Annotated in this window: 23 protein-coding genes; 5 read left to right on the top strand and 18 right to left on the bottom strand. The window is 67.1% G+C overall.

The genetic code is table 11. From position 1 onward, the window contains the following. Positions 1-19: 19 nt before the first annotated feature. From AC1DVU_RS13405 to AC1DVU_RS13350, 12 genes are all read right to left on the bottom strand, one after another. Entirely contained in the window at positions 20-976 is a 957-nt protein-coding gene (locus tag AC1DVU_RS13405; RefSeq protein WP_476922951.1) for a helix-turn-helix transcriptional regulator, read from the bottom strand. Further along, on the bottom strand, positions 973-1,944 hold the full coding sequence (locus tag AC1DVU_RS13400; RefSeq protein WP_476922950.1) for a helix-turn-helix transcriptional regulator: 972 nt from the start codon (positions 1,942-1,944) through the stop codon (positions 973-975). Before AC1DVU_RS13400 ends, AC1DVU_RS13405 begins: the two co-directional genes overlap by 4 nt. 12 nt (positions 1,945-1,956) lie before the next feature. Continuing rightward, on the bottom strand, positions 1,957-2,880 hold the full coding sequence (locus tag AC1DVU_RS13395; protein WP_476922949.1) for an FKBP-type peptidyl-prolyl cis-trans isomerase: 924 nt from the start codon (positions 2,878-2,880) through the stop codon (positions 1,957-1,959). Positions 2,881-2,950: 70 nt separating this feature from the next. Further along, positions 2,951-4,312 (bottom strand): Pup--protein ligase, encoded by a 1,362-nt coding sequence (gene pafA, locus AC1DVU_RS13390; RefSeq protein WP_476922948.1) that lies wholly within the window; start codon positions 4,310-4,312, stop codon positions 2,951-2,953. 73 nt (positions 4,313-4,385) lie between these two features. Beyond that, positions 4,386-5,009 carry a DedA family protein gene (locus AC1DVU_RS13385; protein WP_476922947.1) on the bottom strand — a complete coding sequence of 208 codons (624 nt, stop codon included), beginning with the start codon at positions 5,007-5,009 and terminating at the stop codon, positions 4,386-4,388. Further along, positions 5,003-5,833, bottom strand: coding sequence for a phosphatase PAP2 family protein (locus tag AC1DVU_RS13380; protein WP_476922946.1), 831 nt, complete (start codon positions 5,831-5,833; stop codon positions 5,003-5,005). The genes AC1DVU_RS13385 and AC1DVU_RS13380 overlap by 7 nt, the downstream gene beginning before the upstream one ends. A gap of 330 nt (positions 5,834-6,163) precedes the next feature. Further along, the gene (gene prcA, locus AC1DVU_RS13375) at positions 6,164-6,859 is read right to left on the bottom strand and encodes a proteasome subunit alpha (RefSeq protein WP_476922945.1); all 696 of its coding nucleotides are present in this window, start codon (positions 6,857-6,859) and stop codon (positions 6,164-6,166) included. 13 nt (positions 6,860-6,872) lie between these two features. Next, positions 6,873-7,688, bottom strand: coding sequence for a proteasome subunit beta (gene prcB, locus AC1DVU_RS13370; protein ID WP_476923376.1), 816 nt, complete (start codon positions 7,686-7,688; stop codon positions 6,873-6,875). After that, positions 7,688-7,882: a ubiquitin-like protein Pup gene (locus tag AC1DVU_RS13365; RefSeq protein WP_476922944.1), complete on the bottom strand. Its 195-nt coding sequence runs from the start codon at positions 7,880-7,882 to the stop codon at positions 7,688-7,690. Before AC1DVU_RS13365 ends, prcB begins: the two co-directional genes overlap by 1 nt. A 182-nt stretch (positions 7,883-8,064) precedes the next feature. Beyond that, entirely contained in the window at positions 8,065-8,835 is a 771-nt protein-coding gene (locus tag AC1DVU_RS13360; RefSeq protein ID WP_476922943.1) for a lytic transglycosylase domain-containing protein, read from the bottom strand. 4 nt (positions 8,836-8,839) lie between these two features. Beyond that, positions 8,840-10,342 carry a depupylase/deamidase Dop gene (gene dop / locus AC1DVU_RS13355; protein WP_476922942.1) on the bottom strand — a complete coding sequence of 501 codons (1,503 nt, stop codon included), beginning with the start codon at positions 10,340-10,342 and terminating at the stop codon, positions 8,840-8,842. Positions 10,343-10,351: 9 nt separating this feature from the next. Continuing rightward, on the bottom strand, positions 10,352-10,957 hold the full coding sequence (locus AC1DVU_RS13350) for a TetR/AcrR family transcriptional regulator (protein WP_476922941.1): 606 nt from the start codon (positions 10,955-10,957) through the stop codon (positions 10,352-10,354). Positions 10,958-11,015: 58 nt separating this feature from the next. Between AC1DVU_RS13350 and AC1DVU_RS13345 the strand changes: the two genes are divergently transcribed. Continuing rightward, positions 11,016-11,954 carry a DMT family transporter gene (locus tag AC1DVU_RS13345; RefSeq protein WP_476922940.1) on the top strand — a complete coding sequence of 313 codons (939 nt, stop codon included), beginning with the start codon at positions 11,016-11,018 and terminating at the stop codon, positions 11,952-11,954. Here the strand turns inward: AC1DVU_RS13345 and AC1DVU_RS13340 are convergent. The 4 genes from AC1DVU_RS13340 to AC1DVU_RS13325 all read right to left on the bottom strand — a co-directional run bounded on the left by AC1DVU_RS13340 (position 11,947) and on the right by AC1DVU_RS13325 (position 16,077). Then, positions 11,947-12,420, bottom strand: coding sequence for a GNAT family N-acetyltransferase (locus AC1DVU_RS13340; RefSeq protein ID WP_476923375.1), 474 nt, complete (start codon positions 12,418-12,420; stop codon positions 11,947-11,949). The two genes, AC1DVU_RS13345 and AC1DVU_RS13340, sit on opposite strands and share 8 nt — an antisense overlap. 9 nt (positions 12,421-12,429) lie before the next feature. Further along, complete coding sequence (gene arc, locus AC1DVU_RS13335) at positions 12,430-14,154, bottom strand: proteasome ATPase (RefSeq protein ID WP_476922939.1); 1,725 nt, start codon at positions 14,152-14,154, stop codon at positions 12,430-12,432. A 106-nt stretch (positions 14,155-14,260) separates the two neighbouring features. Beyond that, positions 14,261-15,151: a tRNA (adenine-N1)-methyltransferase gene (locus AC1DVU_RS13330; protein ID WP_476922938.1), complete on the bottom strand. Its 891-nt coding sequence runs from the start codon at positions 15,149-15,151 to the stop codon at positions 14,261-14,263. Further along, the gene (locus tag AC1DVU_RS13325) at positions 15,148-16,077 is read right to left on the bottom strand and encodes a site-2 protease family protein (RefSeq protein ID WP_476922937.1); all 930 of its coding nucleotides are present in this window, start codon (positions 16,075-16,077) and stop codon (positions 15,148-15,150) included. The genes AC1DVU_RS13330 and AC1DVU_RS13325 overlap by 4 nt, the downstream gene beginning before the upstream one ends. Positions 16,078-16,142: 65 nt before the next feature. Between AC1DVU_RS13325 and AC1DVU_RS13320 the strand changes: the two genes are divergently transcribed. Next, positions 16,143-16,994, top strand: a complete 852-nt coding sequence (locus AC1DVU_RS13320; protein ID WP_476922936.1) for a RecB family exonuclease — start codon at positions 16,143-16,145, stop codon at positions 16,992-16,994. A 10-nt stretch (positions 16,995-17,004) separates the two neighbouring features. Here AC1DVU_RS13320 and AC1DVU_RS13315 read toward each other — a convergent pair whose 3' ends face one another. Then, positions 17,005-17,646, bottom strand: coding sequence for an HAD family hydrolase (locus AC1DVU_RS13315; protein ID WP_476922935.1), 642 nt, complete (start codon positions 17,644-17,646; stop codon positions 17,005-17,007). 203 nt (positions 17,647-17,849) lie between these two features. Here AC1DVU_RS13315 and metH point away from each other — a divergent pair, with 203 nt between their 5' ends. Then, a complete protein-coding gene (gene metH / locus AC1DVU_RS13310; protein WP_476922934.1) occupies positions 17,850-21,650 on the top strand; it encodes a methionine synthase in 3,801 nt (1,266 codons plus the stop codon). Positions 21,651-21,709: 59 nt separating this feature from the next. Next, positions 21,710-22,561, top strand: coding sequence for a PAC2 family protein (locus tag AC1DVU_RS13305; protein ID WP_476922933.1), 852 nt, complete (start codon positions 21,710-21,712; stop codon positions 22,559-22,561). Here the strand turns inward: AC1DVU_RS13305 and AC1DVU_RS13300 are convergent, their stop codons facing one another. Next, entirely contained in the window at positions 22,562-23,230 is a 669-nt protein-coding gene (locus tag AC1DVU_RS13300) for a hypothetical protein (RefSeq protein WP_476922932.1), read from the bottom strand. Between the two features lie 82 nt (positions 23,231-23,312). Here AC1DVU_RS13300 and AC1DVU_RS13295 point away from each other — a divergent pair. Beyond that, on the top strand, positions 23,313-24,396 hold a 1,084-nt coding region (locus tag AC1DVU_RS13295), incomplete at its 3' end, for a DUF222 domain-containing protein (protein ID WP_476922931.1).

Here is a 24,396-nt window from a genome sequence, read left to right as displayed (position 1 = left end):
CTACTCCTAGGGGGACGATTCACTGCTCATCGTACGCGTGCAAGGCTGCACGAGCGTCGTCAACTACCTGTGAACGCAATAAGTCTGGTTCGACAACGGTGACCGAACCTGCGTTGCGGAGGACGAGGCGTCTCAGCCACGCCCAGTCCGCCCCGTAGAGCTTGGCCCGCCAGACCCCGTCGGCGTTCTGTTCCAGCAGGTCGACCTGGTAGTACTCGGTCAGCCAGTGGGCGCGCGGGTGCAGGTCGACCAACGCGTACGGGGTCTCCTCGCCGACCGTGAAGATGCCGTCGGACAGGTCGCGCTCCTGGACGTCGTGGTCCTCGGCGTCGATCTCGGTGACCTGCGCGTCGATGACCCGGTCGAGCCGGAAGAACCGCAGGTCCTGGGCCCTCAGGCACCACGCCTCGAGGTAGAGCTTGCCCTGCTCGGTGAACAGTCGCCGCGGGTCGACGGCGCGTTCGGACTGCTCGTCGCGCGCCACCGTCGCGTAGGTCAGCTGGAGGCGCTTGCCATTGGCCAGGGCGTGCACGATCGAGGTGTGGATCGAGGCATCGACCTCGTCGAGCAACACGTCGACGGGCGGCGAGGCCGTGTCGCCGACGGCGCTCTCGAGCTTGGCGAGTGCGCTGTCGATGACCGTGAGCTCCGAGCCGCTGGCCGACGCCCGCAGCGTGCGGAGGGCGACGATCAGCGCAACACCCTCGCGGGCGCTGATTCGCAGCGGGCGGGTCATGAAGTCGGCGTCACGGATGTGCACGACGCCGTCCTCCTCGAGCGCGGTGAGGTCGAAGTCGATGAGCTCTCCGGCGTACTCCCCCGTGCCGGTGTACATCAGCAGACGCAGGTCGTCGCGGATGACCTTGGGCGTCACACCGAACTCGGCGGCGACCTCATTGACCGGTATGCCGTCATTGCCCTGGAGGTACGGCACCAGCGCGAGCATGCGTACGACTTGTTGCCGCGACCTGCTCACGAACCGACCCCCAGGCTGCCCTGGGCGGCGGCCTTGAGCCGTTCGATGACGGTCTGACGTACGTCTGGAGGCGACACGACGACGACGTCGGGACCGTAGGACGCGACCTCGGAGGCGAGCTCCCAGCGGGACGAATAGCGGATCTCGACCTCGTCGAGGTCGTCGCTCAACGGGGTGACCTTCTCGGCGAGGCGGCGCAGCGACTGTCCACGGCCCGCGCGGATGCGCAGGACCGCGGCCACGTCGGACGCCGGCGGGAAGAGGTCGCGGGCGATGTCCTTCATGTCGATGCCTTCGGGCACCTCGTACGACCCGGGTGCCCCGATCGTCTCGACCTCGCCGATGACGCGTGAGAGCCGGAAGAGGCGTGCCTCCTCACGATCGAGGTCGTATCCCCCGACGTACCAGCGGTCATGCCACGAGATGATCCCCCACGGCAGGAGGTGCCGCTCCATCGGCTCGCTTCCGGGCCGGGCGTAGACGAACGACACCGGGATGCGGCGCGTCACCGCCTCCCACATGCTGTCGAACGACGGCTCGTCGGTCGACAGCTTGGGCTCGGCCATGCGCAGGACGCTCGTGTCGACATCGACGCCGATCGCCTTGAGCTTGACCAGTGCCGTCGTCGACTCACTCGCCAGGCCGGCGTGCTCCCAGACCTGGGTGGCGAGGCCGATGACGGCGGCCTCTTCGCGGGTCAGCTCGAGGTCAGGCAGCTCCGCCTCGTCACGGCGAATCCGGTATCCGGGCTCGTCGTTGAAGTACTTGTCGTTCTGGCCCATCTCGACGGTGATGCCCAGCTCGCGCAGCTCCTCCTTGTCGCGCTCGAACTTGCGGTCGAACGCCTGTGGCGTCGAGTCGCGATAGTCGGCGATCGACTCGCGAATCTGGTCCTTCGTGAGGTACTGGCGACTGACCAGCAACGCGAAGATGAGGTTCATCAACCTCTCGGTCTTGCGTTCGGCCATGTCAGGAGGATGTCAGGAAGCGTCGAGCAAGTCGACCGCGAAGATCAGCGTGTCGCCCTTGCCGATCTGGCTGCCTGCCGGCGGCTTGTCGCCGTACGCCTTGTCGGGCGGGCAGACGATGACCACGCGGCTGCCGACCTTCTGGTCGATGAGCATGTCGTTCCAGCACTTGATCAGGCCCTCGCCGCCGATCTCGAACGATGCAGGCTGCTTGGACCAGGACTCGTCGAAGACCGGTCCGTCGGGGTAGACCTGCCCGACGTACTGGACCGTCAGGGCCTGACCCGCCTTGACCGGGGCGCCCTTGCCCTCGATCACGACGTCTGCGCTCTCCTTGGTCTTCTTCTTGTCCATCGTCTTGGTCTTGGTGAAGCCGGCCGGGTGCTTGTCGCCGTCGAGCTTGAGCTTCGGCAGGTCCGACGGCAGCTTCTTGCTGGTGCCCGTGACCTCGTTGGGGATCTTCGAGACGATGTCGAACAAGAAGAGCATCGTGTCGTTCTTCTTGATGTTGTAGGCCGGCTGGCCCTGGTCGCCGAAGCCGTCCTTGGGCGGGATCGCGACGAGGATGCGGCTGCCGACCTTCTGGCCCACCAGGCCCTTGAGGAAGCCGGGCAGCATCGAACCCTCGGTCAGGGTCAGCGTGACGGGCTGGCCACTCGCATAGGTGCTGTCGAACTGCTTGGCGGTGGTGCCGTTGACGCCCGCGAGGCTGATCTTGATCGAGTCACCGGACACGACCTTCTCGCCGCCGCCCTTCTTGAGCACCTTGGTCTCGGTCTTCTTGACCTTGAAGCCCTTGTCGACCGTCACCTTGGGGCTCTTGGCCGAGCTGACCTTGACGTCGTCGAGGCCTCCGCTGCCGGAGTCGCTACTACCGCTGCATCCCGCGAGAACGAGGCTGGTGGCAGCAACAGTTGCCAGGAGAATTCGACGCACGTGAACGACCTTCGGAAGGAGGACAACAGATCGTCGATCATCCTAACGACAGACGACAAGCCGCTCGTCGTCACATCCCGTCGATCAGCCTCTGCACTCGTTCGTCGTGCGACCGGAAGGGGTCCTTGCACAGCACCGTGCGTTGTGCCTGGTCATTGAGCTTGAGATGCACCCAGTCCACCGTGAAGTCGCGGCGCCGCTCCTGTGCACGCTTGATGAAGTCACCGCGCAGGCGGGCCCGCGTGGTCTGCGGCGGTATGGACTTGGCGGCGAACACGTCGAGGTCGTTCGTCACGCGGGCGACGGCGCCCTTGTTCTCCAGGAGGTAGAAGATGCCGCGGTCGCGGCGGATGTCGTGATAGGCCAGATCGAGCTGCGCGATGCGCGGGTCTCCCCAGCTCAGCCCGTGCACGCTGCGGTAGCGATCGAGCAGCTTGTACTTGATGACCCAGTCGACCTCGCGCTCGACGAGCGACAGGTCCTCGGACTCGACGGCCTTGAGCGTGCGCTCCCAGAGGTCCAGGGCGCGGGTGATGGTGGGCGTGTGGAGTCCGTGCTTGTCGACGAACTCCGCCGCCTTGCCGAAGTATTCTGCCTGGATCTCGAGCGCCGACAGCTCCCGTCCGTTGGCGAGCTGCACCTTGCGGCGGCCGGTCATGTCGTGCGCGATCTCGCGGATCGCCCGGATCGGGTTGTCGAGCGTCATGTCCCGCATCGACACGCCACCCTCGATCATGCGGAGCACCAGGTCCGTGGTAGCGACCTTGAGCAGGGTCGTCGTCTCGCTCATGTTGGAGTCGCCGACGATGACGTGCAGGCGACGGAAGCGCTCAGCATCTGCGTGCGGCTCGTCGCGGGTGTTGATGATGGGCCGCGAGCGGGTCGTCGCGCTCGAGACGCCTTCCCAGATGTGCTCGGCGCGCTGGCTGACCGAGAAGATCGTGCCGCGGGGCGTCTGCTGGATCTTGCCGGCACCGCAGATGATCTGCCGTGACACGAGGAACGGGATCAGCACGTCCGCCAGGCGGCTGAACTCCCCCTGGCGGCTGACGAGGTAGTTCTCGTGGCAGCCGTAGGAGTTGCCGGCCGAGTCGGTGTTGTTCTTGAACAGATAGATGTCGCCTTCGACGCCGTCGTCGGCGAGCCGCTTCTGGGCGTCGATCAGGAGGCCCTCGAGGATCCGCTCTCCTGCCCGGTCGTGCGTCACGAGGTCGACGAGGTCGTCACACTCGGGTGTCGCGTACTCGGGATGGCTCCCGACGTCGAGGTAGAGACGCGCCCCGTTGCGGAGGAAGACGTTGCTGCTGCGCCCCCATGAGACAACGCGGCGAAAGAGGTAACGGGCGACCTCGTCAGGTGACAGTCGGCGCTGGCCCTTGAAGGAGCACGTGACGCCGTACTCGTTCTCGATACCGAAGATCCGCCGGTCCATGTCTCCAGCCTAGTCGCGCGCGCGGGTCGTTGTGGTGCGGCGCGCGAACGACATGGAGTTGTAGCCCGTCAGCTCACCTGACGCAGGTCAGTTCTGGCACCGGCTCACCGAGGAGGATGAGACCTCCGGGATCAGCCGGTACGACTGGCGTGCGGCGCTTGCGGAGGACCCTTACCACGACGGCGATGATCGCGACGCCGGCCACCACGGCCACGACGAGGGGCTTGTTGTCGAGCAGGCCGCTCGCGGCGAGGCCCGCTCCGGCGCCGACCCATACGCCGGACCACACCGCGGCGCCCAGCAGCGAAGCGAAGGCGAACCGCGGGTATCGCAGGTGAGCCGCGCCCGCCACGGCCGGCATGACCGTACGCACGAACGGCAGCAGGCGGCTGACCAGGATCGCCCAGAATCCGTGCGCCTGCATGAGCTCTGATGCCCTGTCCCAGCGGTCCAGGCCCAGCCGGGCGATCAGCCGGGAGCCTCGCAGCCGCGGTCCGCTGACCCGACCGATGACATAGCCGAGGTGGTCGCCCGCGCTGGCGCCGAGCGCGACCGCGATGCCGAGGAGCAGCAGCGGGAGCGCACCGTCGACGTTCGCGGCAAGGCTCGAGATCGCCACCTCCCCCGGCAGGACGGCGCCGAGTCCCAGGCCGGACTCCGCCAGTGCGAACACGAATCCGAGCAGCGAGGTCACCATGAGGGTGTCGACTCGGCCGGTGCTGGCGAGGAGCCTGCGGACCACCGCGAAGCGACCACGATGCCGATCGCGACCACCACGGCACCCATGATGGCGTCGAGCAGCCAGTGGTTGCCGGTCGCGACGACGACGAGCGTGGTGCCCGCGACGTAGAGCACGGACAGGACGTGTCCCGTGCGGCCGACGTACCGCCACATGGCCCACGCCACCCACACTGTCCAGCCGACATGCAGCGACGGCATCGCAGCGAGCTCGTTCGTGAGCCCGCCAAGTCCCGCTGGGGCTGAGGCGTGGCCCGACCACCAGCCGTACGCAGCGGACTGGGCCAACGTGTCGACATACCCGGCGCCCATCAGCCGCGGCGGAGCCGTCGGGATCAGCACGTAGGCCGCGAGCCCGATGGCCGATCCGATCACGAGCCCGTTGCGGGCCCGGCGGTAGTCGGACCGGTGCTTCCAGAAGATGAAGGCCAGGACGGCAGGAGTGACCAGATAGTGCAGCGAGGCGTACCAGAACGACATCGGCACGGCGATAGACGGCACTGCCGAGAGCGCCGAGTTGAGCCATGCCTCGAGGTTGAGGTGCAGCATCCGCTCGATGTCGAGGACGTCGGTTGCCCGCTGTCGAGCGACGCCGAGGTCGTTGTCCGCGAGCATGCGGCTCGCGCTGTACCCGAACCAGAGGGTGGCCAGGACCATGACCTCGCGCAATCCGGGATGCAGGCGCCATCGGCTGCCCATGGCCGGCCGCCGATCCTGCACGACTCGGGTGGATGCGGCAAAGGTCGGCGACAGTTCCGCCGTCGTCGTCAGCTCGGAACGCATCTGCGCTCTCCTTCGGTGATGCGCCGATCATTCGACCGGCCATGACCACCAGCACACTCGATCCGAGGCGTCCCGACCATCGGGGAAAGCGCAGGCTCAGGGGCAGCCAGCCGCTCGATGTGCGGGGTGGCACCACCCGAGGGCCGTGTGGGCACCCGCAGGTGGCCCGTCGTCGTCCCTGGTGACCACAGCTGCGCGAGGTGCAGTGCAGTGGTCATGATCGGCTCCAGGATCTATGCGGATAGTCTCTCCACTTATCCTAGACACAACCGGAGTGCTGGTTCCACTTCGACTCGAGTGACCTGGGTCACCCTGACTCTGCTGCCGTCGTCAGCTGCTGAGGGCTGCTGCCACGTCGGCGTCGCTGAGGCGACGAAACTTCCGGGGCTGCGTGCGAGTGCGTGTGAGCACTGCGATCTCGAGGACGGACGCCTCAACGGTCCGGGGCGGCGTCGTGTCCTGGCCGAGTGCCGTGACGGCGACGCGGATCGCCTCGGGCAGCGGCAGGCCTTCGCGGTAGTGCTCTCCGAGGTAGGTCTCGACGAGCTCGCTCTGCCCGCCCATCACGCCGTAGCCCTGGATGTCGGCGACCGAGCCGTCGTACATCAGCCGGTAGACCTGATCCTGTGACGGGTCGTCGCCGAGCTCGCCGACGAAGATCTCGACCTCGTAGGGCTTCTCGCCGCCCGCGGAGAAGATCGTGCCGAGCGTCTGAGCGTACGCATTGGCGAGCCCACGAGCCGTGACGTCACGGCGGTCGTAGGAGTAGCCACGCAGGTCGGCGAGGCGTACACCGGCGATGCGGAGGTTCTCGAACTCGTTGTAGCGCCCGACCGCTGCGAAGCCGATGCGGTCGTAGATCTCGCTGATCTTGTGAAGCGCCTGGGAGGGGTTCTCCGCGACGAACAGGATGCCGTCGTCGTAGTGCACCACGGCGACGCTGCGACCCCGTGAGATGCCCTTGCGGGCAAAGTCCGCCCGGTCCTTCATCAGCTGCTCGGGCGAGACGTAGAACGGTTGCGTCATCGGATCGGTCCTCTCACGTCAGGGGGGCCGAGGGGCCGTCAGGACGGCCCATACGGGCGGCGATGACCTGGTCGGCAATCGCAGCCGTCTCGTCTTCGGAGTACGCGCGATAGCCGTTGGCAGTGATGGCACCGACCATCGGGAAGATCCGGCGGGCCAGGTCGGGCCCTCCGGTCGCCGTGTCGTCGTCGGCGGCGTCGTAGAGCGCCTGGATCGTGGCGGTCACGGCATCGGTCTCGCTCATGCCCTCGCGGTAGAGCTTCTTGAGGGAGCCGCGTGCGAACGTGGAGCCTGAGCCGACCGAGTGGAAGGCCCGCTCCTCGTTGCGGTTGCCGGTGACGTCGAACGCGAAGATGCGGCCGATCCCGGCGTCGAGGTCGTATGCGGCGAACAGCGGGACGACAGCCAGCCCCTGCATCGCCATGCCGAGGTTGTTGCGGATCAGCGCGGCAAGCCGGTTGGCCTTGCCGTCGGTCGACAGGACCGTGCCCTCGATCTTCTCGTAGTGCTCGAGCTCGACCTGGAACAACCGGGTCATCTCGACGGCGAGCCCCGCCGTGCCGGCGATGCCGACGCAGGAGTACTCATCGGTCGGGAAGACCTTCTGGATGTCGCGCTGGGCGATGACGTTGCCCATCGTGGCGCGCCGGTCGCCGGCCATCACGACGCCACCGTCGAACGTCGCGGCCACGATCGTGGTGCCGTGGGTCACGCCGACGAGGCTCCCGCCGTCGGTCGCACGGGCAGACGGCAGCAGCTCAGGAGCTCTGACGGAGAGGTAGTCGGCGAAGGACGAGGTTTCGGACAGTCGAGTGCCGTCAGGCAGCATCACTGTCCGCCCTTCTGCACGAAGCTGCGGACGAACTCCTCGGCATTCTCCTCGAGCACGTCGTCGATCTCGTCGAGGATCGAATCGACGTCGTCATCGAGCTTTTCCTTGCGCTCGGCGTCGACCTCGGTGGTGTCGGCCTGCGCCTCGGGCTCACTCGACTTGCGGGTGCTCTTGTGCTGCTGTTCGGACATACCCCAACCCTATCCCGGCGAGGCCAGACGTGGCGTGACCTCGCCGCATCCCGCCGCGGCGGTTAGTCGTGCTCAGGTCGGGTACGCACGGGTTGGCACTCCGGTTGAGTATCCAGCCGAGGCGTCGGCGGGCGGGGACCGAAGCAGGATTCCAGGAGACGGCCCCCGCCCGTTCCACGCCGCTACGGCTTGACGTACGAGTTGGCGCGCGCGACGACGCTGCGCACGTAGTCCTCGGAGTGGTTGTAGGAGAAGATCGCCTGCGTCCAGCCCTCGCCGGTCCGCAGGTCACGGCCGGACGCACACAGGTAGCGGCCGGCAGAATAGGCCGCGTCGATGATGTTGTTGGGATCGGCGGTGCCGTCGGCGTTGCCGTCCGAGCCCCATTTGCGCCAGGTCGACGGGATGAACTGCATCGGCCCGACGGCGTGGTCCCACTTGGTGTCGCCGTGCCACCGTTCGGACTCCGCGTCCGACGGGATGCGAGCCGTGCCGGACGAGCCGTCCAGCGGCGGCCCGATGATCGGGTGCGAGGTCGTGCCATCGGAGAGCACGCGGCTCCCGCCGTGGGTGCCGTGCCCGGACTCGATGGCTCCGATGCCGGCGAGCGTCGTCCAGCCGACATGGCATGTGGGCTGCTCGCGGTCGAGGCGTACGGACGCCAACGCGTACGCCTCGAGCGCCACCCTGCCGATGTCGGTCTGCTTGGAGACCTTGGAGAGCCAGCCCGTCGCGATGTGCTCGCCAGGAAGCGTGGGGGCCGGCGCCACGGGTTCTGCGACCGGCTTGACGGGTTCCATCGTCGTCGTGGCAGTCGGGACGGCCCGTGGATTTGTCTGTGGCGACTTGGCGAGCAGCGCAGCGGAGACAAGCAGTCCGGCGACCCCTACGAGTGCCAGGAGTGCGACCGCCGCGGTGATGCGTCGTTCTCGCTGGGCAGCCTGGTCGGACATGGCGCTATCGACCTGTGATGGCGGCGAACAGCTCGCTGGCGGTGTTGCTCGTCTCGAACAACCGGCCGACGTGCTCGGCGGTACCGCGCAACGGTTCCATCGTCGGGATGCGCTGCAGGGAGTCCTGCCCAGGCAGGTCGAAGATCACCGAGTCCCACGAGGCAGCCGCGATGTCCTTGGAGAACTTGGCGAGACACATGCCGCGGAAGTAGGCCCGGGTGTCGCGAGGCGGGTCCGTGACCGCAGCAGCGATCTGCGGATCGGTCAGCAACCGGTCCATCCGATCCGTGCGAATGAGCTGGTGGTAGAGCCCCTTGTGCAGCCGGATGTCGTGGTACTGGACGTCCACGAGGTGCAGCTTGGCGTGGTCCCAGTCGAGGCCGTCGCGCTCGCGATAGCGCTCGAGCAGAGCCAGCTTGGCGACCCAGTCCAGCTCGCGCACGCACTCCATCGGATCGCGGGTCAGGCGGTCGAGGACGCTCTCCCACCTGCGAAGAACGTCGTCGGTCTGCTCGTCCGAGCCTTCGCGGGCGACGAACTCCTTGGCCAGCCGGAGGTACTCCCCCTGCAGCTCGAGGGCCGTGACGGTGCGGCCGTCCTCGAGCTCGACCTTCTGCGTCAGCGTGGAGTCGTACGAGATGTCGTGCAGCGCCGTCACCGGTGCCGACAGGGCAAGGCTGCGGGTGAGGAATCCGGCCTCGATCATCGCGAGAACGAGTGACGTCGTGCCGTGCTTGAGGTAGATCGCGGTCTCGGAGCAGTTGGCATCGCCGATGATGACGTGCAGCCGGCGGTACTTCTTGGGGTCGGCGTGCGGCTCATCGCGGGTGTTGATGATCGGGCGCTTGAGCGTCGTCTCGAGGCCGACGCCGACCTCGAAGTAGTCGGCGCGCTGGCTGATCTGGAAGGCATGCACGCTGCCGTCCTGCTTCTGCCCCACCCGGCCGGCGCCGGTGAACACCTGGCGCGACACGAAGAACGGTGTGAGGTGCTCGACGATCTGGTCGAACGGCACGTCGCGGCGCATGAGGTAGTTCTCGTGCGCCCCGTAGGAAGCGCCCTTGTTGTCGACGTTGTTCTTGTAGAGCACGATCGGCGCGGTGCCGGGGATCTTCGCGGCGAGCTCGGCGCCGAGGCGCATGACGTTCTCGCCGGCCTTCTCCCACCGCACGACGTCGAGCGGGTTGGTGACCTCGGGACTGGAGTATTCAGGGTGCGCGTGGTCGACGTAGAGACGCGCGCCGTTGGTCAGGATGATGTTGGCGAGGCCCATGTCCTCGTCGGTCAGCTGCGACGGATCGGCGACCTCACGGCTCAGGTCGAAACCGCGGGCGTCGCGCAGCGGGTTCTCCTCCTCGAAGTCCCAGCGCGCGCGCCGGGTCAGCCCGTGCGCCGCGGCGTACGAGTTGACGACATGAGTCGATGCGACCATCGGGTTGGCGTGCGGCTGTCCCTGCACGGCGATGCCGTACTCGACCTCACTCCCCTGCACGCGCCTGACTGTCATGGAGCCAGCCTACGGTCCGGTCGAGCCCCGCGCGGCAAGACCGGCGTCGACGAGCCGTTGCATCAACGCTCGGGCGTCGGTCATGGCGTCCTGCTGCGCTCCGGCGGTCAGCTGGACGATCGCGCCCTCGTGCACGAGCGACAGCTCCCGACCGCGACGATCGGCATCCGGCACGCCCAGCTCGGTCAGCAGCTGTACGTAGTAGTCGCGGGTCCAGATCTTCTCCTCCGCGATGATCGGGAGCGCCTCGTGACCCGTGCCCGCCAGCTCGGCGTACGCGTTCACGAATCCACACCCTCGCGAGTTGACCGCCATCCAGCTGTCCAGCGCGTCGAGCACCGCCAGGACGCGCTGTGCATTCGGCTCCGGGGCGTGCTCATCGACGTACGTCGTCGCGTAGTCGTGCCATCGGTCGCATCTGCGACGGAGGTATGCCCGTATCAGCCCGTCCTTCGAGCCGAAACGGTCGTAGATCGTCTTCTTCGTGGTGTCGGCCTCGTCCGCGATGCGCTCGACGCCGACCGCCCGGAGACCGTGCTGATAGAACAGCTCGGACGCGGTGTCGAGGATTCGCGTCGCCGTGGGCGTCATGTGTGGCTGCGTGATGGTCGTCATGCGTGTCCTCCAGAATCTACACTGCAAGTATACCGACCGGTATGGTTACGTGGGCGACATGACCGCACGCCAGACTCGCATGACCGTCGTCGCTCCACCGCTGGCGCTCGTGGTGCTGTGGAGCTCGGGATTCATCGGGGCCGAGCTCGGCACCAGGCAGGCGCCGGCTTCGACACTGCTCGCTTGGCGCTACGTCGTCGCCGCAGGGATCCTGTTCGCCCTGTGCATGTGGCGACGTGAACGGATCAGCCGTGCCGGCATCCGACGTCAGATCGCGCTGGGGATCCTGTGCCAGGCGACCTATCTCGGTCTGACTGTCAGTGGCGTCGGGCTCGGTGTGCCGTCAGGGACCGCGGCGCTGATCGCCGCGCTGCAACCGCTCGTCGTGATCGCGCTGGCAGCGCTCTTCCTCGCCGAGCGAGCTCGGATGGCACAGCTGCTGGGACTGGCGCTGGGGCTCGCCGGTGTGGTGCTCGTGGTCAGCGGTGACCTGACCGCCGGTGACGTGCCCTGGTGGGCGTACGTCATGCCGTTCGGCGGGATGCTCTCGCTGGCGGCTGGGACGGTCCTGCAGCAACGTTGGCGCCCGCAGGAGTCAGTCCTGGCCTCGATGGCCGTGCAGAGCGCGGCGGCCGCCGTGGTCTTCTGGCTGCTCGCTCTCGCCGAAGGCCACGCCGGTGCGCCGACTCCACCGGCATTCTGGGTCGCGATCGCCTGGGTGGTCCTGCTCTCGAGCTTCGGCGGCTACGGGGCGTACCTGTACGTCTCACGTACGCAGGGTGCGACGAGAGCCAGCACGCTGCTCTACCTGACTCCTCCGACCACGATGCTCTGGGCCGCCCTGATGTTCGGCGATCGCGTGACGACTGCCGGTCTGGCAGGTCTGGCGCTCTCGGCCGTCGGTGTGGCCATCGCGCTCCGGTCGGGCGCGCAACCGGAAGCCGAGGCGAAGGAGGGCAGACCCAGCGAGCGTGTGGAGCAGCTCGCGGTCAGGTGAGTGGTTTGCCGAGGTGGACGCTGTCGGGCTCGGCTGCGTAGTAGCCGAACGCTGGTACGGCGACATAGCCCGCCGACCGGTAGAGCGCGATCGCCTCCGGCTGGGCGAGGCCGGTCTCGAGGATCAACCGGGTGATGCCGGCTTCGGAGGCGGTCCGCTCCAGCTCCGCGAGGATCAAGCGGGCCAGTCCTCGACCCTGGTAGGCCGGGCGCACGTACATGCGCTTGATCTCGGCGTCCTCCCACTCCGCAAACGGGGCATGACGTCGCCAGCCACCCATCGCCGCAGGCACGTCGTCGACGTAGACCATGAAGAACCGGCCGCTGGGTCCGTCGAACTCCGACGTGTCGACCGGCGCGGTGTCGCCCTCTCCGCCATAGCGACGGACGTACTCCTCCTGAACCTCGGCAGTGAGGAGTGCCGCGTCTGCACTGTCGTAGGGAACAGCGCGGAGGTCGTACGACAGCGTTTGCCCCTAGAGGTATTGACCGGTGTTGGCGACAGTGTCGATCGACCGGCCCGGCTCGTTGCCACTCTTGCCGGAGATGAGGGTGCGGATGAACACGATGCGCTCACCCTTCTTGCCCGAGATCCGCGCCCAGTCGTCGGGGTTGGTCGTGTTGGGCAGGTCCTCGTTCTCCTTGAACTCGTCGAGGCACGCCTGCAGCAGGTGCTGCACGCGCAGGCCGCGCTGACCGCTCTCAAGGAGGTCCTTGATCGCCATCTTCTTGGCCCGGTCGACGATGTTCTGGATCATGGCGCCGGAGTTGAAGTCCTTGAAGTAGAGGACTTCCTTGTCGCCGTTGGCGTAGGTGACCTCGAGGAACTGGTTGTCCTCGGACTCGGTGTACATCCGCTCGACGGTGCGCTGGATCATGCCCGTGACGCAGGCCTGGCGGTCGCCGCCCCACTCGGCCAGGTCGTCCGCGTGCAGCGGCAGCCCCGGGGTGAGGTACTTGCTGAAGATGTCGGTCGCCGACTCGGCGTCGGGGCGCTCGATCTTGATCTTGACGTCGAGCCGGCCGGGTCGCAGGATCGCCGGGTCGATCATGTCCTCGCGGTTGGAGGCACCGATGACCAGGACGTTCTCGAGCCCTTCGACGCCGTCGATCTCGCTCAGCAGCTGGGGCACGATCGTGTTCTCGACGTCGGAGGAGACACCGGATCCGCGCGTGCGGAACAGCGAGTCCATCTCGTCGAAGAACACGATGACCGGGGTGCCCTCGCTGGCCTTTTCACGCGCACGCTGGAAGACCAGGCGGATGTGCCGCTCGGTCTCACCGACGTACTTGTTGAGCAGCTCGGGGCCCTTGATGTTGAGGAAGTAGGAACGCCCTTCCTCGCCGGTGCGCTCCGAGACCTTCTTGGCCAGCGATGCCGCAACCGCCTTGGCGATCATGGTCTTGCCGCAACCGGGAGGGCCGTAGAGCAGCACGCCCTTGGGCGGCTTGAGCTCGTGCTCGATGAAGATCTCGGGGTGCAGGTAGGGCAGCTCGACCGCGTCACGGATCGACTCGATCTGGTTGCGCAGGCCGCCGATGCTCTCGTAGTCGATGTCCGGGACCTCTTCGAGGACCAGGTCCTCGACCTCGCTCTTGGGGATGCGCTCGTAGACGTAGCCCGATCGCGCGTCGAGCAGCAGTGAGTCGCCGGGGCGCAGCTTGATGCCTTCGAGCGACTCCGCGAGACGGACGATGCGCTCCTCGTCGGCGTTGCCCATCACCAGGGCGCGCTCGTTGTCGGCCAGGATCTCCTTGAGCGAGACGACCTCGCCGACGAGCTCGAACTCCAGCGCCGTGACGACGTTCATCGCCTCGTTGAGGATGACTTCCTGGCCCTTCTGCAGGGCTTCCTTGTCGACCGAAGGGCTGACGTTGACGCGCAGCTTGCGGCCACCCGTGAACACGTCGACCGACTCGTCGTCGTTGCGCTGCAGGAACGTGCCGAAGCCCGTCGGCGGCTGTGCCAGCCGGTCGACCTCTTCCTTGAGCGACACAATCTGGTCGCGGGCCTCACGCAGCGTCGACGTCAGGCGCTCGTTCTGCGAGCTGGTGGCAGCCAGCTTGGCCTCGAGCTCCGAGAGGCGGGAGTCCGTCGAACCTTCCGTGCCGAGGCGGCGCCTGAGGTGCTCGACCTCCGCGCGCAAGTAGGCGAGCTCCTGGTCGGAATCGCTCGTCTGGATGGGCTCGTTGTCGGTCATGGCCACCTCCTGCTCGTACCCAAGACCCTACCCGCCCACGCCACCTCTGCGGCTGTCATCTCAGACACAGGAAGAGTGTCTTTTGGATGACGTTGTGCCGACGTGGCTACTCCTCGACGAAACCGGCGGGACGTGGACCCTTGTAGTCGGGGCCGTACGCACCGGGTGCGGGCCGGCGAGACTTCTCCAGCGACGTCTGTCCGGGTGCCATCTTGCGAGCCGTCACGAGGAACGCCGTGTGGCCGTTCATCTTGTGATCGGGGCGGACCGCGAGGCCCTCGAGGTGCCAATCGCGCTCGAGCGTCTCCCATGCGCGGGGCTCGGTGAACCCACCCTGCTCGCGTACGGTCTCGACGAACCTCGAGAGCTGCGTCGTCGTCGCGACGTAGGCGCAGATGATGCCGCCCGGGACCAGTCGTTCGGCAGCCAACGGGATGCAGGTCCACGGATCGACCATGTCGAGGATCAGCCGGTCGATCTCGGTCTCGCTGATCACCTCGCGCACGTCACCGACCGTCAAGGTCCAGCCGGCCGGGTCGGGACCGGCGACCTGGTGGACGTTGCGCACGACGTTCTCGGCGAAGTCTTCACGGATCTCGTATGACCCGAGGGTCCCCTCAGGGCCGATCGCACGGAGCAGGTAGGACGTCAGGCTGCCAGAGCCCGCTCCGGCCTCGACGACGCGAGCGCCGGGATAGATGTCGGCCTGCGCCACGATCTGGGCGGCGTCCTTCGGGTAGATGATCGCGGCACCACGCGGCATCGACACGACGTACTCGAACAGCAGCGGGCGGAACACCTGATAGGGCGCGCCCATCGACGACTCGATGACGATGCCCTCGGGGTGACCGATCATGGCGTCGTGGCTGAGCTGGCCCTTCTTGGTCGAGTACTCCGCGCCCGCGACGAGCTGGACGTTGTGCTTGCGGCCCTTGGGGTCTGTCAGGCGTACCCACTCCCCTGCCTCAAGGGGCCCGCTGCGCATGAACGAGGTCATGGGCGACCCGCTCGATAGGCCTCGTCCACGGCACGTGCGGTGAGCACGCCGTAGACCGTTCCGTCGGCCTCGACCAGCGCGTACGCCTCGGCGGGGCGTGCTGCCATTGCTTTCAAGAGTTCAGTTCCATGCAGGTCGGCCGACAGCTGCTCGGCGTTGGGTGGTGGTGTGGCACCGGGAAAGCCGATCGTGCGCGCACTGAGAGCGTTGATGCGGGCCGAACGACCGGCGTTGCTGAGCGCGTCGCTCGCACCCTGCCAGAGGAACCAGCCGATGAGGATCGAGATCGCGACGTCGACCCCGAAGCTCGGCTCGTCGCTGCGCGTCAAGGCGTACGCCACGACGGCGACCGCGGTGATGCGACCGATCCAGGCCGCGACGCGGATGCCGGTCTCCTCGCGCCCAGTGACCTGCCAGATGATCGCGCGGAACACCCGCCCGCCATCGAGAGGCAGCCCCGGCAGCATGTTGAAGATGGCGACGAGGATGTTGACCTGGGCCACGGCCTGCACGACATCGGCGGAGGTGCCGCTGAGCGCAGGCTCGATGGCGAAGCAGGCCAGGCCGATCGCGAGAGACGACAGCGGGCCGGCGATCGAGATGGCGAGCTCCTGCCCCGGCCGGCGACTCTCACCCTCGATCAGCGTCTCGCCGCCGAGCAGGTGAAGTGTCACGGAGCGGACGCGCATACGGAAGTGGCGTGCGACGGCAACGTGGGCGAGCTCGTGGATCAGCACCGAGAGGTAGAGCGCGAGCACGAATGCCATGGCGAGGACGTACGGGTTGGCGTCGGCCCGATCATCGAACCGCTGTCCGAACAGGTAGACGAGTGCCGCGCCCATGATCAGGAGGGAGGGCCGGATCAGCACATCGACACCGACGAGGCGTCCGAGGCGCCAGCTGCCGGGGTGCTGGGTTGTACTCACCGAGTCAACCTATCTGGTCGCGTGGCGTGATTCGATTCGTCGGTGGGCGGAACTAGTCTGCTGGCATGGACGACTCCGAGACACCGCTGACCGTACGCCGGTCGTTGTCGCCGAGCCGTGCCGGCGACTTCCAGAACTGCCCGTTGCTCTACCGCTTCCGCACGATCGACCGGCTGCCCGAGCCGGCCGATCCGATCATGGTCCGGGGCACGCTGGTGCACGCCGTGCTGGAGGACCTGTTCGGTGAGGCGGCACCCGGCCGTACGCTCGATCGCGCCGTCGAGCTGCTGCCCGCTGCGTGGGACAAGCTGCGCGCCGAGGAGCCCCGGCTCGCCGAGCTGTTCACCGCCGAGCAGGCTGCCGACGAGACCGCCTGGCTGGCATCGAGTGTCGACCTGCTGCGGACATACTTCGGCATGGAGGACCCCCGGTGGCTAGAGCCGGCGTCGCGTGAGGAGCGAGTCGCCTACGAGCTCGAGTCCGGTGTGACGTTCGCCGGCATCGTCGACCGCATCGACGTGGCGCCTGATGGCCGGGTCAGAGTGGTGGACTACAAGACGGGAAGGTCTCCGAACCCGCGGTTCGAGGACAAGGCGATGTTCCAGATGCGGTTCTACGCACTGGTCATCTGGCGCACCCGCGGCGTCCTGCCGACGCTGTTGCAGCTGATGTACCTCGGCGACGGCTCGTTCCTGACCTATGAGCCGGACGAGCAGGAGCTGCTGGCTACCGAGCGCAAGCTGGTCGCGCTGTGGACGGCGATCGAGCGCGCCATTGAGCTGCGCGACTTCCCGCCGCGCAAGAGCGGACTGTGCGGCTGGTGCGCCCACCAGGCCCTGTGCCCCGAGTTCGGCGGCACTCCCCCGGAGATGCCCTTCTTCGAGCTGGTCAACGTCACCACCCCCGCCCCCGCCTGATCTCGACCGATCAGGCGAAAAGACCCGCGAGCTCCGCGACGCCCATGCCCTCGAGCGTCGGGATCTGGATGCGCTTCTCGGCATCCGGCACGTTGACGAAGTGGGGCACCACGAGCACGTCACACCCAGCGGCGTTCGCCGACGCGGCGCCGGTGCCGGAGTCCTCGATCGCGAGGCATTCCTGGGCGTCGACGCCCAGCAGCTCGGCTGCCAGCAGGTACGGGTCGGGGTGGGGCTTGGGACGAGAGACGATGTCGCCCGTGACGACGGCCTTGAACGGCAGCGAGGCCACGACCGGCTCGGCGATCGGCGTGTAGGACATCGTGACGAGCGCCTGCGGCACTCCAGCCGAGTCGAGCGCCTCGATCAGGTCGCGGGCGCCGGGACGCCACTCGATGTGCTCGGTCAGAGACGTCGCGAGCTGGTTCACGAGGTAGTCGACGACCTCTTCGGCCGTCATCTCGATCTCGAGCTTGTCGCGGATGTAGTGCCCTGAGGCGATCAGCGAGTTGCCGACCAGAGCCAGGCCGTCTTCTTCGGTCCAGATCTTGCCGTGCTCGGCTGCAAGGGCGTGCTCGGCGGCCATCCACAGTGGCTCGGTGTCGACGATGGTGCCGTCGAGGTCCCACAGGACAGCGGCGTATTCAGTCACACATCCACCGTAGATCAGTGCGCGCAACCGCCGATGCGCGCATGTGATGGCACAGGGTGTCCACGAACGTGGAAGGTCCGGGCGTGACCTTGTCGACCGTGAGATAGTTGTAGCACTTAGTTCGGGAGCTCCCGAGGCCCAGGCGAGCCCGCCGCCGGCTGGAGCTTCCCAGCATTCCTGCCGATCAACACCGAGGATTGCTTGTGTCTGACTCCCCCAACCTCCGTCCTGACGCCACGTCTGCGCTGACCGAGCTCCTGCAGAGCCGGATCATGGTGCTGGACGGCGCGATGGGTACGGCGATCCAGCGGGATCGCCCCGACGAGGCGGGCTATCGCGGCGAGCGGTTCGCCGACTGGCCGTCCGACGTCCAGGGCAACAACGACCTCTTGACGCTGACGCGGCCCGACATCATCGGCGGCATCCACCGCGAATACCTCGAGTCCGGCGCGGACATGATCGAGACCAACACGTTCAACGCCAACGCCGTCTCGCTCAGCGACTACGGCATGGAGGAGCTTGCCTACGAGCTCAACTTCGAGTCGGCGGTGCTCGCTCGGCGCGAGTGCGACGCGATGACCGAGCGCACGCCCGACAAGCCGCGCTACGTCGCCGGCGCCCTCGGACCGACGACTCGCACGGCTTCGATCTCGCCCGACGTCAACGACCCTGGTGCTCGCAACGTGACCTGGGACCAGCTCGTCGACGCCTACAAGACCGCGGGACGGGGCCTGCTCGACGGTGGCTCCGACGTCATCTTCATCGAGACGATCTTCGACACGCTCAACGCCAAGGCAGCGATCTTCGCGGTCGAGACGCTCTTCGAGGAGTACGACCGGCGCTGGCCCGTCATCATCTCCGGCACGATCACGGACGCCTCCGGACGTACGTTGTCGGGCCAGGTGACCGAGGCGTTCTGGCACTCCGTCCGCCACGTCAACCCGCTCCTGGTCGGCCTCAACTGCGCGCTGGGTGCCAAGGAGATGAGGCCCTACATCGCCGAGATGGCGCGCATCGCCGACACGTACGTGTCGTGCTATCCCAACGCCGGCCTGCCGAATGCCTTCGGCGAGTACGACGAGGAGCCCCACGAGACCGCCGCGATCATCGAGGAATTCGCCGAGAGCGGGTTCGTCAACCTTGTCGGCGGCTGTTGCGGCACGACCCCGGCGCACATCGCGGCCATCGCCCAGGCAGTCGAGGGCAAGGCCCCACGTGTTCCCGTCGAGGCGTCGCCGGCCCTGCGCCTGTCGGGCCTCGAGCCGGTGACGGTCGTCGAGGAGTCGCTGTTCGTCAACGTCGGCGAGCGTACGAACATCACCGGTTCCGCCCGGTTCCGCAACCTCATCAAGGCCGGCGACTACACCGCAGCCCTCGCCGTGGCGCGCCAGCAGGTCGAGGCCGGCGCCCAGGTCATCGACATCAACATGGACGAGGGCATGATCGACGGCGTCGCGGCCATGGACCGCTTCACCAAGCTCGTCGCGACCGAGCCCGACATCTGCCGCGTGCCGACCATGATCGACTCCTCCAAGTGGGAGGTCATCGAGGCCGGGCTCCAGTGCGTGCAGGGCAAGTCGATCGTCAACTCGATCTCGATGAAGGAGGGCGAGGAGAAGTTCGTCCGCGAGGCCAGGCTGTGCCGCAAGTACGGTGCCGCCGTCGTCGTCATGGCCTTCGACGAGGACGGCCAGGCCGACAACCTCGAGCGCCGCAAGCAGATCTGCCAGCGGGCGTACGACATTTTGGTCAACGAGGTGGGCTTCCCCCTTGAGGACATCATCTTCGATCCCAACGTGTTCGCCGTCGCTACCGGCATCGAGGAGCACGCCAACTACGGCGTCGACTTCATCGAGGCGACCCGCTGGATCAAGCAGAACCTCCCCGGCGCGCTGGTCTCCGGCGGCGTCTCCAACGTGTCGTTCTCGTTCCGCGGCAACAACCCCGTGCGTGAGGCCATCCACGCGGTGTTCCTCTATCACGCGATCTCGGCCGGCATGGACATGGGAATCGTCAACGCCGGCGCCCTCGAGGTCTACGACGAGGTGCCTGAGCTGCTGCGCGATCGCATCGAGGACGTCATCCTCAACCGCCGCCCAGACTCGACCGAGCGACTGCTCGAGATCGCGGCTGACTTCGCCGGTGACGGCTCGGTCAAGGAGGTGGCATCCGAGGAGTGGCGCTCGCTGCCCGTCGGCGAACGGATCACGCACGCGCTGGTCAAGGGCATCGACGAGTTCGCCGAGTCCGACACCGAGGAGCTGCGTCAGCTGATCTCCGAGCGCGGCGGCCGGCCGATCGAGGTCATCGAGGGTCCGCTGATGGACGGCATGAACGTCGTCGGCGACCTGTTCGGCGAGGGAAAGATGTTCCTCCCCCAGGTGGTGAAGTCGGCGCGCGTCATGAAGAAGGCCGTCGCCTACCTCATCCCGTTCATCGAGGCCGAGAAGCAGCCCGGCGACGCCGAGCGCAGCAACGGCAAGGTCATCATGGCCACGGTCAAGGGCGACGTCCACGACATCGGCAAGAACATCGTGGGGGTCGTGCTGCAGTGCAACAACTACGACGTGGTCGACCTCGGCGTCATGGTGCCGGCGCAGAAGATCCTCGACACGGCCAAGGAGGAGGGCGCGGACGTCATCGGGCTCTCGGGCCTCATCACGCCGTCGCTCGACGAGATGGTCAACTTCGCCACCGAGATGGAACGTCAGGGCTTCGACATCCCGCTCCTGATCGGTGGTGCGACGACCTCGCGCGCGCACACGGCGGTCAAGGTCGCGCAGAAGTACCACGGCCCGGTCATCTGGGTGAAGGACGCTTCACGGTCCGTGCCGGTCGTCGCAGCCCTGCTGTCCGACGAGCAGCGCCCAAAGCTGCTGGCCGACACCAACGCAGACTACCAAGCGCTCCGTGAGCGCCACGCCGCGCGGCAGGACACGCGTACGTTGCTGCCGATCAACGCTGCCCGTGAGAAGGCGACGCCGATCGACTGGAGCGACTACACCCCGCCGCGGCCGCGCATGCTGCTGCAGCAGGCTCGTGACCTGTGCTCGGGACCGGACTGCGACCACCGCCACGGCGGCGCGACCCAGTTCGTCAAGACGTTCACGGACTACTCGCTCGAGGAGCTGCGCAACTACGTCGACTGGCAGCCGTTCTTCAGCTCGTGGGAGATGAAGGGCCGCTACCCCGACATCCTCAACAACCCGGCGACCGGCGAGACCGCGCGCAAGCTGTACGACGACGCGCAGGACATGCTCGACCGGATCATCGAGGAGAAGTGGATCCGCGCCAACGGCGTGTTCGGGCTGTTCCCGGCCAACCAGGTCGCGAGTGACGACATCGAGGTCTACACGGACGAGTCCCGATCGGAGGTCAAGACCGTCCTGCACCAGCTGCGTCAGCAGACCGAAGGCCGTGAGGGTTCGGCCCGCAAGTCGCTGGCCGACTTCGTGGCGCCCAAGGACACCGGTCTGCGGGACTACGTCGGTGCGTTCGCGGTCACGGCCGGCCACGGCATCACCGACAAGATCATGGAGTTCAAGAAGGACCTCGACGACTACAGCGCGATCCTCCTGGAGTCGCTCGCCGACCGCCTGGCCGAGGCCTTCGCGGAGCGCCTCCACGAGCGCGTACGCAAGGAGTTCTGGGCGCACGCACCCAACGAGGCGCTCAGCAACGAGGAGCTCATCAAGGAGAAGTACGCCGGCATCCGGCCCGCACCTGGCTACCCGGCGTGCCCCGAGCACACCGAGAAGCAGACGATCTGGGAGCTGCTGGACGTCGAGGCCAACACCGGCATCGAACTCACCGAAAGCATGGCGATGTGGCCGGGCGCCGCGGTGAGCGGTCTCTACTTCTCCCACCCGGAGTCGCAGTACTTCGTCCTCGGACGCATCGGTCGCGACCAGGTCGAGGACTACGCCGAGCGCAAGGGCTGGAGCGTCGACGAGGCTGAGAAGTGGCTGTCTCCCAACCTCGGCTACCGCACCGAGAACGAATAGCCGGAGCGCTCCTTCAGCCTTCGTCCGCCCCCGGTCTGGTGGCGGGCTAGGCTGAAGGAGTGACCGTCGAACCCACGATTCCGCAGTTGAGGGACCCCTGGATGGTCGCTGCCTTCGAAGGGTGGAACGACGCTGCCGACGCGGCGTCAGGCACGGTCGACCACCTGATCGAGGAGTGGGACGCCGAGCTGCTGATCGAGCTCGATCCCGAGGACTACTACGACTTCCAGGTCCATCGGCCGCACGTCCACAACGGTGACGACGGCGACCGGAGGATCACCTGGCCGGCGCCGATGATCTATCACGCACGTCCGCGCCGCGGTGAGCGTGACGTCCTGCTGCTGCGGGCCCCGGAGCCCAACTTCCGCTGGAAGGCGTTCTGTTCGACGGTGCTCGGTGTCGCCAAGCTCGCCGGCGTCACGGAGCTGATCACGCTCGGAGCGCTGCTGGCGGACTCGCCACACACCCGGCCCGTACCGGTCAGCGGTTCGACGACCGATCCGGTCCTCATGGATCGCATGTCGTTGATGCCGTCGACCTACTCCGGCCCCGTCGGCATCACGTCGGTGCTCAACGAGATGGCGTCGCGCGAGGGCATCGCTTCCGCGTCGCTGTGGGCCGCGGTCCCCCACTATCTCGCCGAACCGCCGTGTCCCAAGGCCACGCTTGCGCTCCTGGGTGCGATCGAGGATGCGATGGGTCTGCCGCTCCCCCAGGGTGTACTGGTCGAGATGACCGATGCGTGGCAGCGCGGCGCCGAGGAGCTCACGTCCCGCGACGAGGAGATCGCCGAGTACGTCGAGGCGCTCGAGAACGAGCGCGACACGAGTGACCTTCCGGAAGCCTCAGGCGACGCCATCGCTCGCGAGTTCGAGCGCTACCTGCGCCGCCGCAGCGACGACACGGAGTAGTCAGCTCCGCTTGCAGGTGCTGCGGATCCGTGACACGGCATCGGTGATGAGAGCGACAGGCTTGCCGTTCTCGATGTACTCATCGGGGTCGTCCAGGAAGTCGACGAGCTGACCAGCCGGATCGGCCAGGCCCTTGGTGTTGGCGACGACGACCGTGAAGAGCCGATCCTGGATCTCGCCCCGCCGTTGTTCGTCGGCTGCAGTTTCCTTGTCCTTCGGGAACTCCAAGGCGTCCTGCACGGCGTGGTCCTTGCCGACGAGAATCTCGCAGGCTCCCGCGACCGACGCCGGATCGACCGAGGCTGACTTGGTCCCGTCCTCGAGCGTCCACGTGCTGCAGGACCTCGTGGTGAAGAACTCCCCCTGGTGGAGCTCGATGCGCTGGAGATCGCCCACAGGCATTGCCCCTGCGAGATAGTCGTCCGGGTCACCGTCGTCATTCATGATGTCGAAATCCGCCGTGGTCGCGGAGTAGGCGACGCACTCACCCTTCGCCGTATAGACGCCAGGCTTGATATCCTTGCCAACCGCGTAGACGCCGTCCTTGGAGACCGTCGTAGCGCTTGTCGCTGTCGCCTTTGCCTCCGGATCACCGCTGCTGTCCGAGGTGCCGCAGCCGGTGGCCAGCGCGGCGATGCAGGCGAGGACCGTGGCTACAGTTCGCTTCATCAGAAGATCCTTGCAGACTGGTTGTCCACAGCCGGGATTGCAGCTGAAAAGGCGTGTCAGTGGTGGCGTCTAGGTTGGAGGTATGTTCACCGAAGTCGCCACCGAGGACCTCTTGCGGGAGGTCCGTGGCCATGACTTCGGGGCTGATCCGGTGCAGGAGTTCGGGGCCAGCCGGATCGACGCGATCACCGCGTTGGACCGGGCTATCCGGGCTGCGCAGGCTGAGCAGCTGGCGCAGATCGCGGTCTTGGTCGAGGAGCGGTCCGAGTTCATGGGGATCAGTCGTGGCGACCCGACGTTGTCGGTGATCGGTGAGGTCGGGATGGCCCGCAACATCGGGCCGACCGCGGCCGGCACCCAGGTCGGGTTGGCGTTGGGGCTGGACCGGTTGCCCCGGGTCAAGGAGCTGTTCGCGGCCGGGCTGATCAGCGAACCTGTGGTGCGTGCGGTGGTGAAGGAGTCCGTGTCGTTGGCGGTCGATGACTTCGTGGTCCTGGACGGGGAGATCGCCGACCAGCTGCCGGGGCTGACCCCGATCCGGGCCGGGCAGCTGACCGCCCGGGCGGTGATCCGGATCGACGCCGACGCCGCCCGCCAACGAGCGCAGCGGAACCGGGCCGACCAACGGGTGTCGATGTTCCCCGAGACAGACGGTGTCGCGATCCTGCAGGTCCGCGGACCGGCCGAGCAGATCCTCGCCGCCCACACTGCGTTGGACGACCACGCCCGCGCCCTACGGGCTGCCGGTGATGACCGCACGATCGGGCAGATCATGACCCAGACCCTGGTCGAACGGGTCACCGGCCAACGCTATGCCGACGACGTCGCCGTCGAGGTCCAGCTGGTCCTGGACGCCCGCACCCTGCTCGGTGCCGATGGCGGCGAACCGGTCGACCTTCCCGGTTACGGACCGATCAGCCCGGCGGTGGCTGACGACATCCTGGCCCAGGCCCGCCACGCCACCATCCGCCGACTGCTGGTCGACCCGATCGACGGCACCCTGGTCGTGCGTGAACCCCGCCGCCGCCACTTCGACCCGACCACCGCCGGCCACATCAGAGCCCGCGACCGGCGCTGCCGCCAACCCGGGTGTGATTTGAAGATCCGCCACCACGACCACATCCACGCCCACATCGACGGCGGCATCTCGACCGCGGACAACGGCC

Source organism: Aeromicrobium sp. P2_G6 (assembly GCF_056403535.1).
Note: the sequence above shows the minus strand (reverse complement) of the source record. Positions and strands in the feature narration are given on the sequence as shown.

What these genes read in the sequence shown, in the direction of transcription:
- AC1DVU_RS13400 (WP_476922950.1), bottom strand. Translation starts at nt 1,944, where the DNA reads ATGGCCGAACGCAAGACCGAGAGGTTGATGAACCTCATCTTCGCGTTG.
- pafA (WP_476922948.1), bottom strand. Translation starts at nt 4,312, where the DNA reads ATGGACCGGCGGATCTTCGGTATCGAGAACGAGTACGGCGTCACGTGC.
- AC1DVU_RS13385 (WP_476922947.1), bottom strand. Translation starts at nt 5,009, where the DNA reads ATGGTGACCTCGCTGCTCGGATTCGTGTTCGCACTGGCGGAGTCCGGC.
- AC1DVU_RS13380 (WP_476922946.1), bottom strand. Translation starts at nt 5,833, where the DNA reads ATGCGTTCCGAGCTGACGACGACGGCGGAACTGTCGCCGACCTTTGCC.
- prcA (WP_476922945.1), bottom strand. Translation starts at nt 6,859, where the DNA reads ATGACGCAACCGTTCTACGTCTCGCCCGAGCAGCTGATGAAGGACCGG.
- prcB (WP_476923376.1), bottom strand. Translation starts at nt 7,688, where the DNA reads ATGCTGCCTGACGGCACTCGACTGTCCGAAACCTCGTCCTTCGCCGAC.
- AC1DVU_RS13365 (WP_476922944.1), bottom strand. Translation starts at nt 7,882, where the DNA reads ATGTCCGAACAGCAGCACAAGAGCACCCGCAAGTCGAGTGAGCCCGAG.
- AC1DVU_RS13360 (WP_476922943.1), bottom strand. Translation starts at nt 8,835, where the DNA reads ATGTCCGACCAGGCTGCCCAGCGAGAACGACGCATCACCGCGGCGGTC.
- dop (WP_476922942.1), bottom strand. Translation starts at nt 10,342, where the DNA reads ATGACAGTCAGGCGCGTGCAGGGGAGTGAGGTCGAGTACGGCATCGCC.
- AC1DVU_RS13350 (WP_476922941.1), bottom strand. Translation starts at nt 10,957, where the DNA reads ATGACGACCATCACGCAGCCACACATGACGCCCACGGCGACGCGAATC.
- AC1DVU_RS13345 (WP_476922940.1), top strand. Translation starts at nt 11,016, where the DNA reads ATGACCGCACGCCAGACTCGCATGACCGTCGTCGCTCCACCGCTGGCG.
- arc (WP_476922939.1), bottom strand. Translation starts at nt 14,154, where the DNA reads ATGACCGACAACGAGCCCATCCAGACGAGCGATTCCGACCAGGAGCTC.
- AC1DVU_RS13330 (WP_476922938.1), bottom strand. Translation starts at nt 15,151, where the DNA reads ATGACCTCGTTCATGCGCAGCGGGCCCCTTGAGGCAGGGGAGTGGGTA.
- AC1DVU_RS13320 (WP_476922936.1), top strand. Translation starts at nt 16,143, where the DNA reads ATGGACGACTCCGAGACACCGCTGACCGTACGCCGGTCGTTGTCGCCG.
- AC1DVU_RS13300 (WP_476922932.1), bottom strand. Translation starts at nt 23,230, where the DNA reads ATGAAGCGAACTGTAGCCACGGTCCTCGCCTGCATCGCCGCGCTGGCC.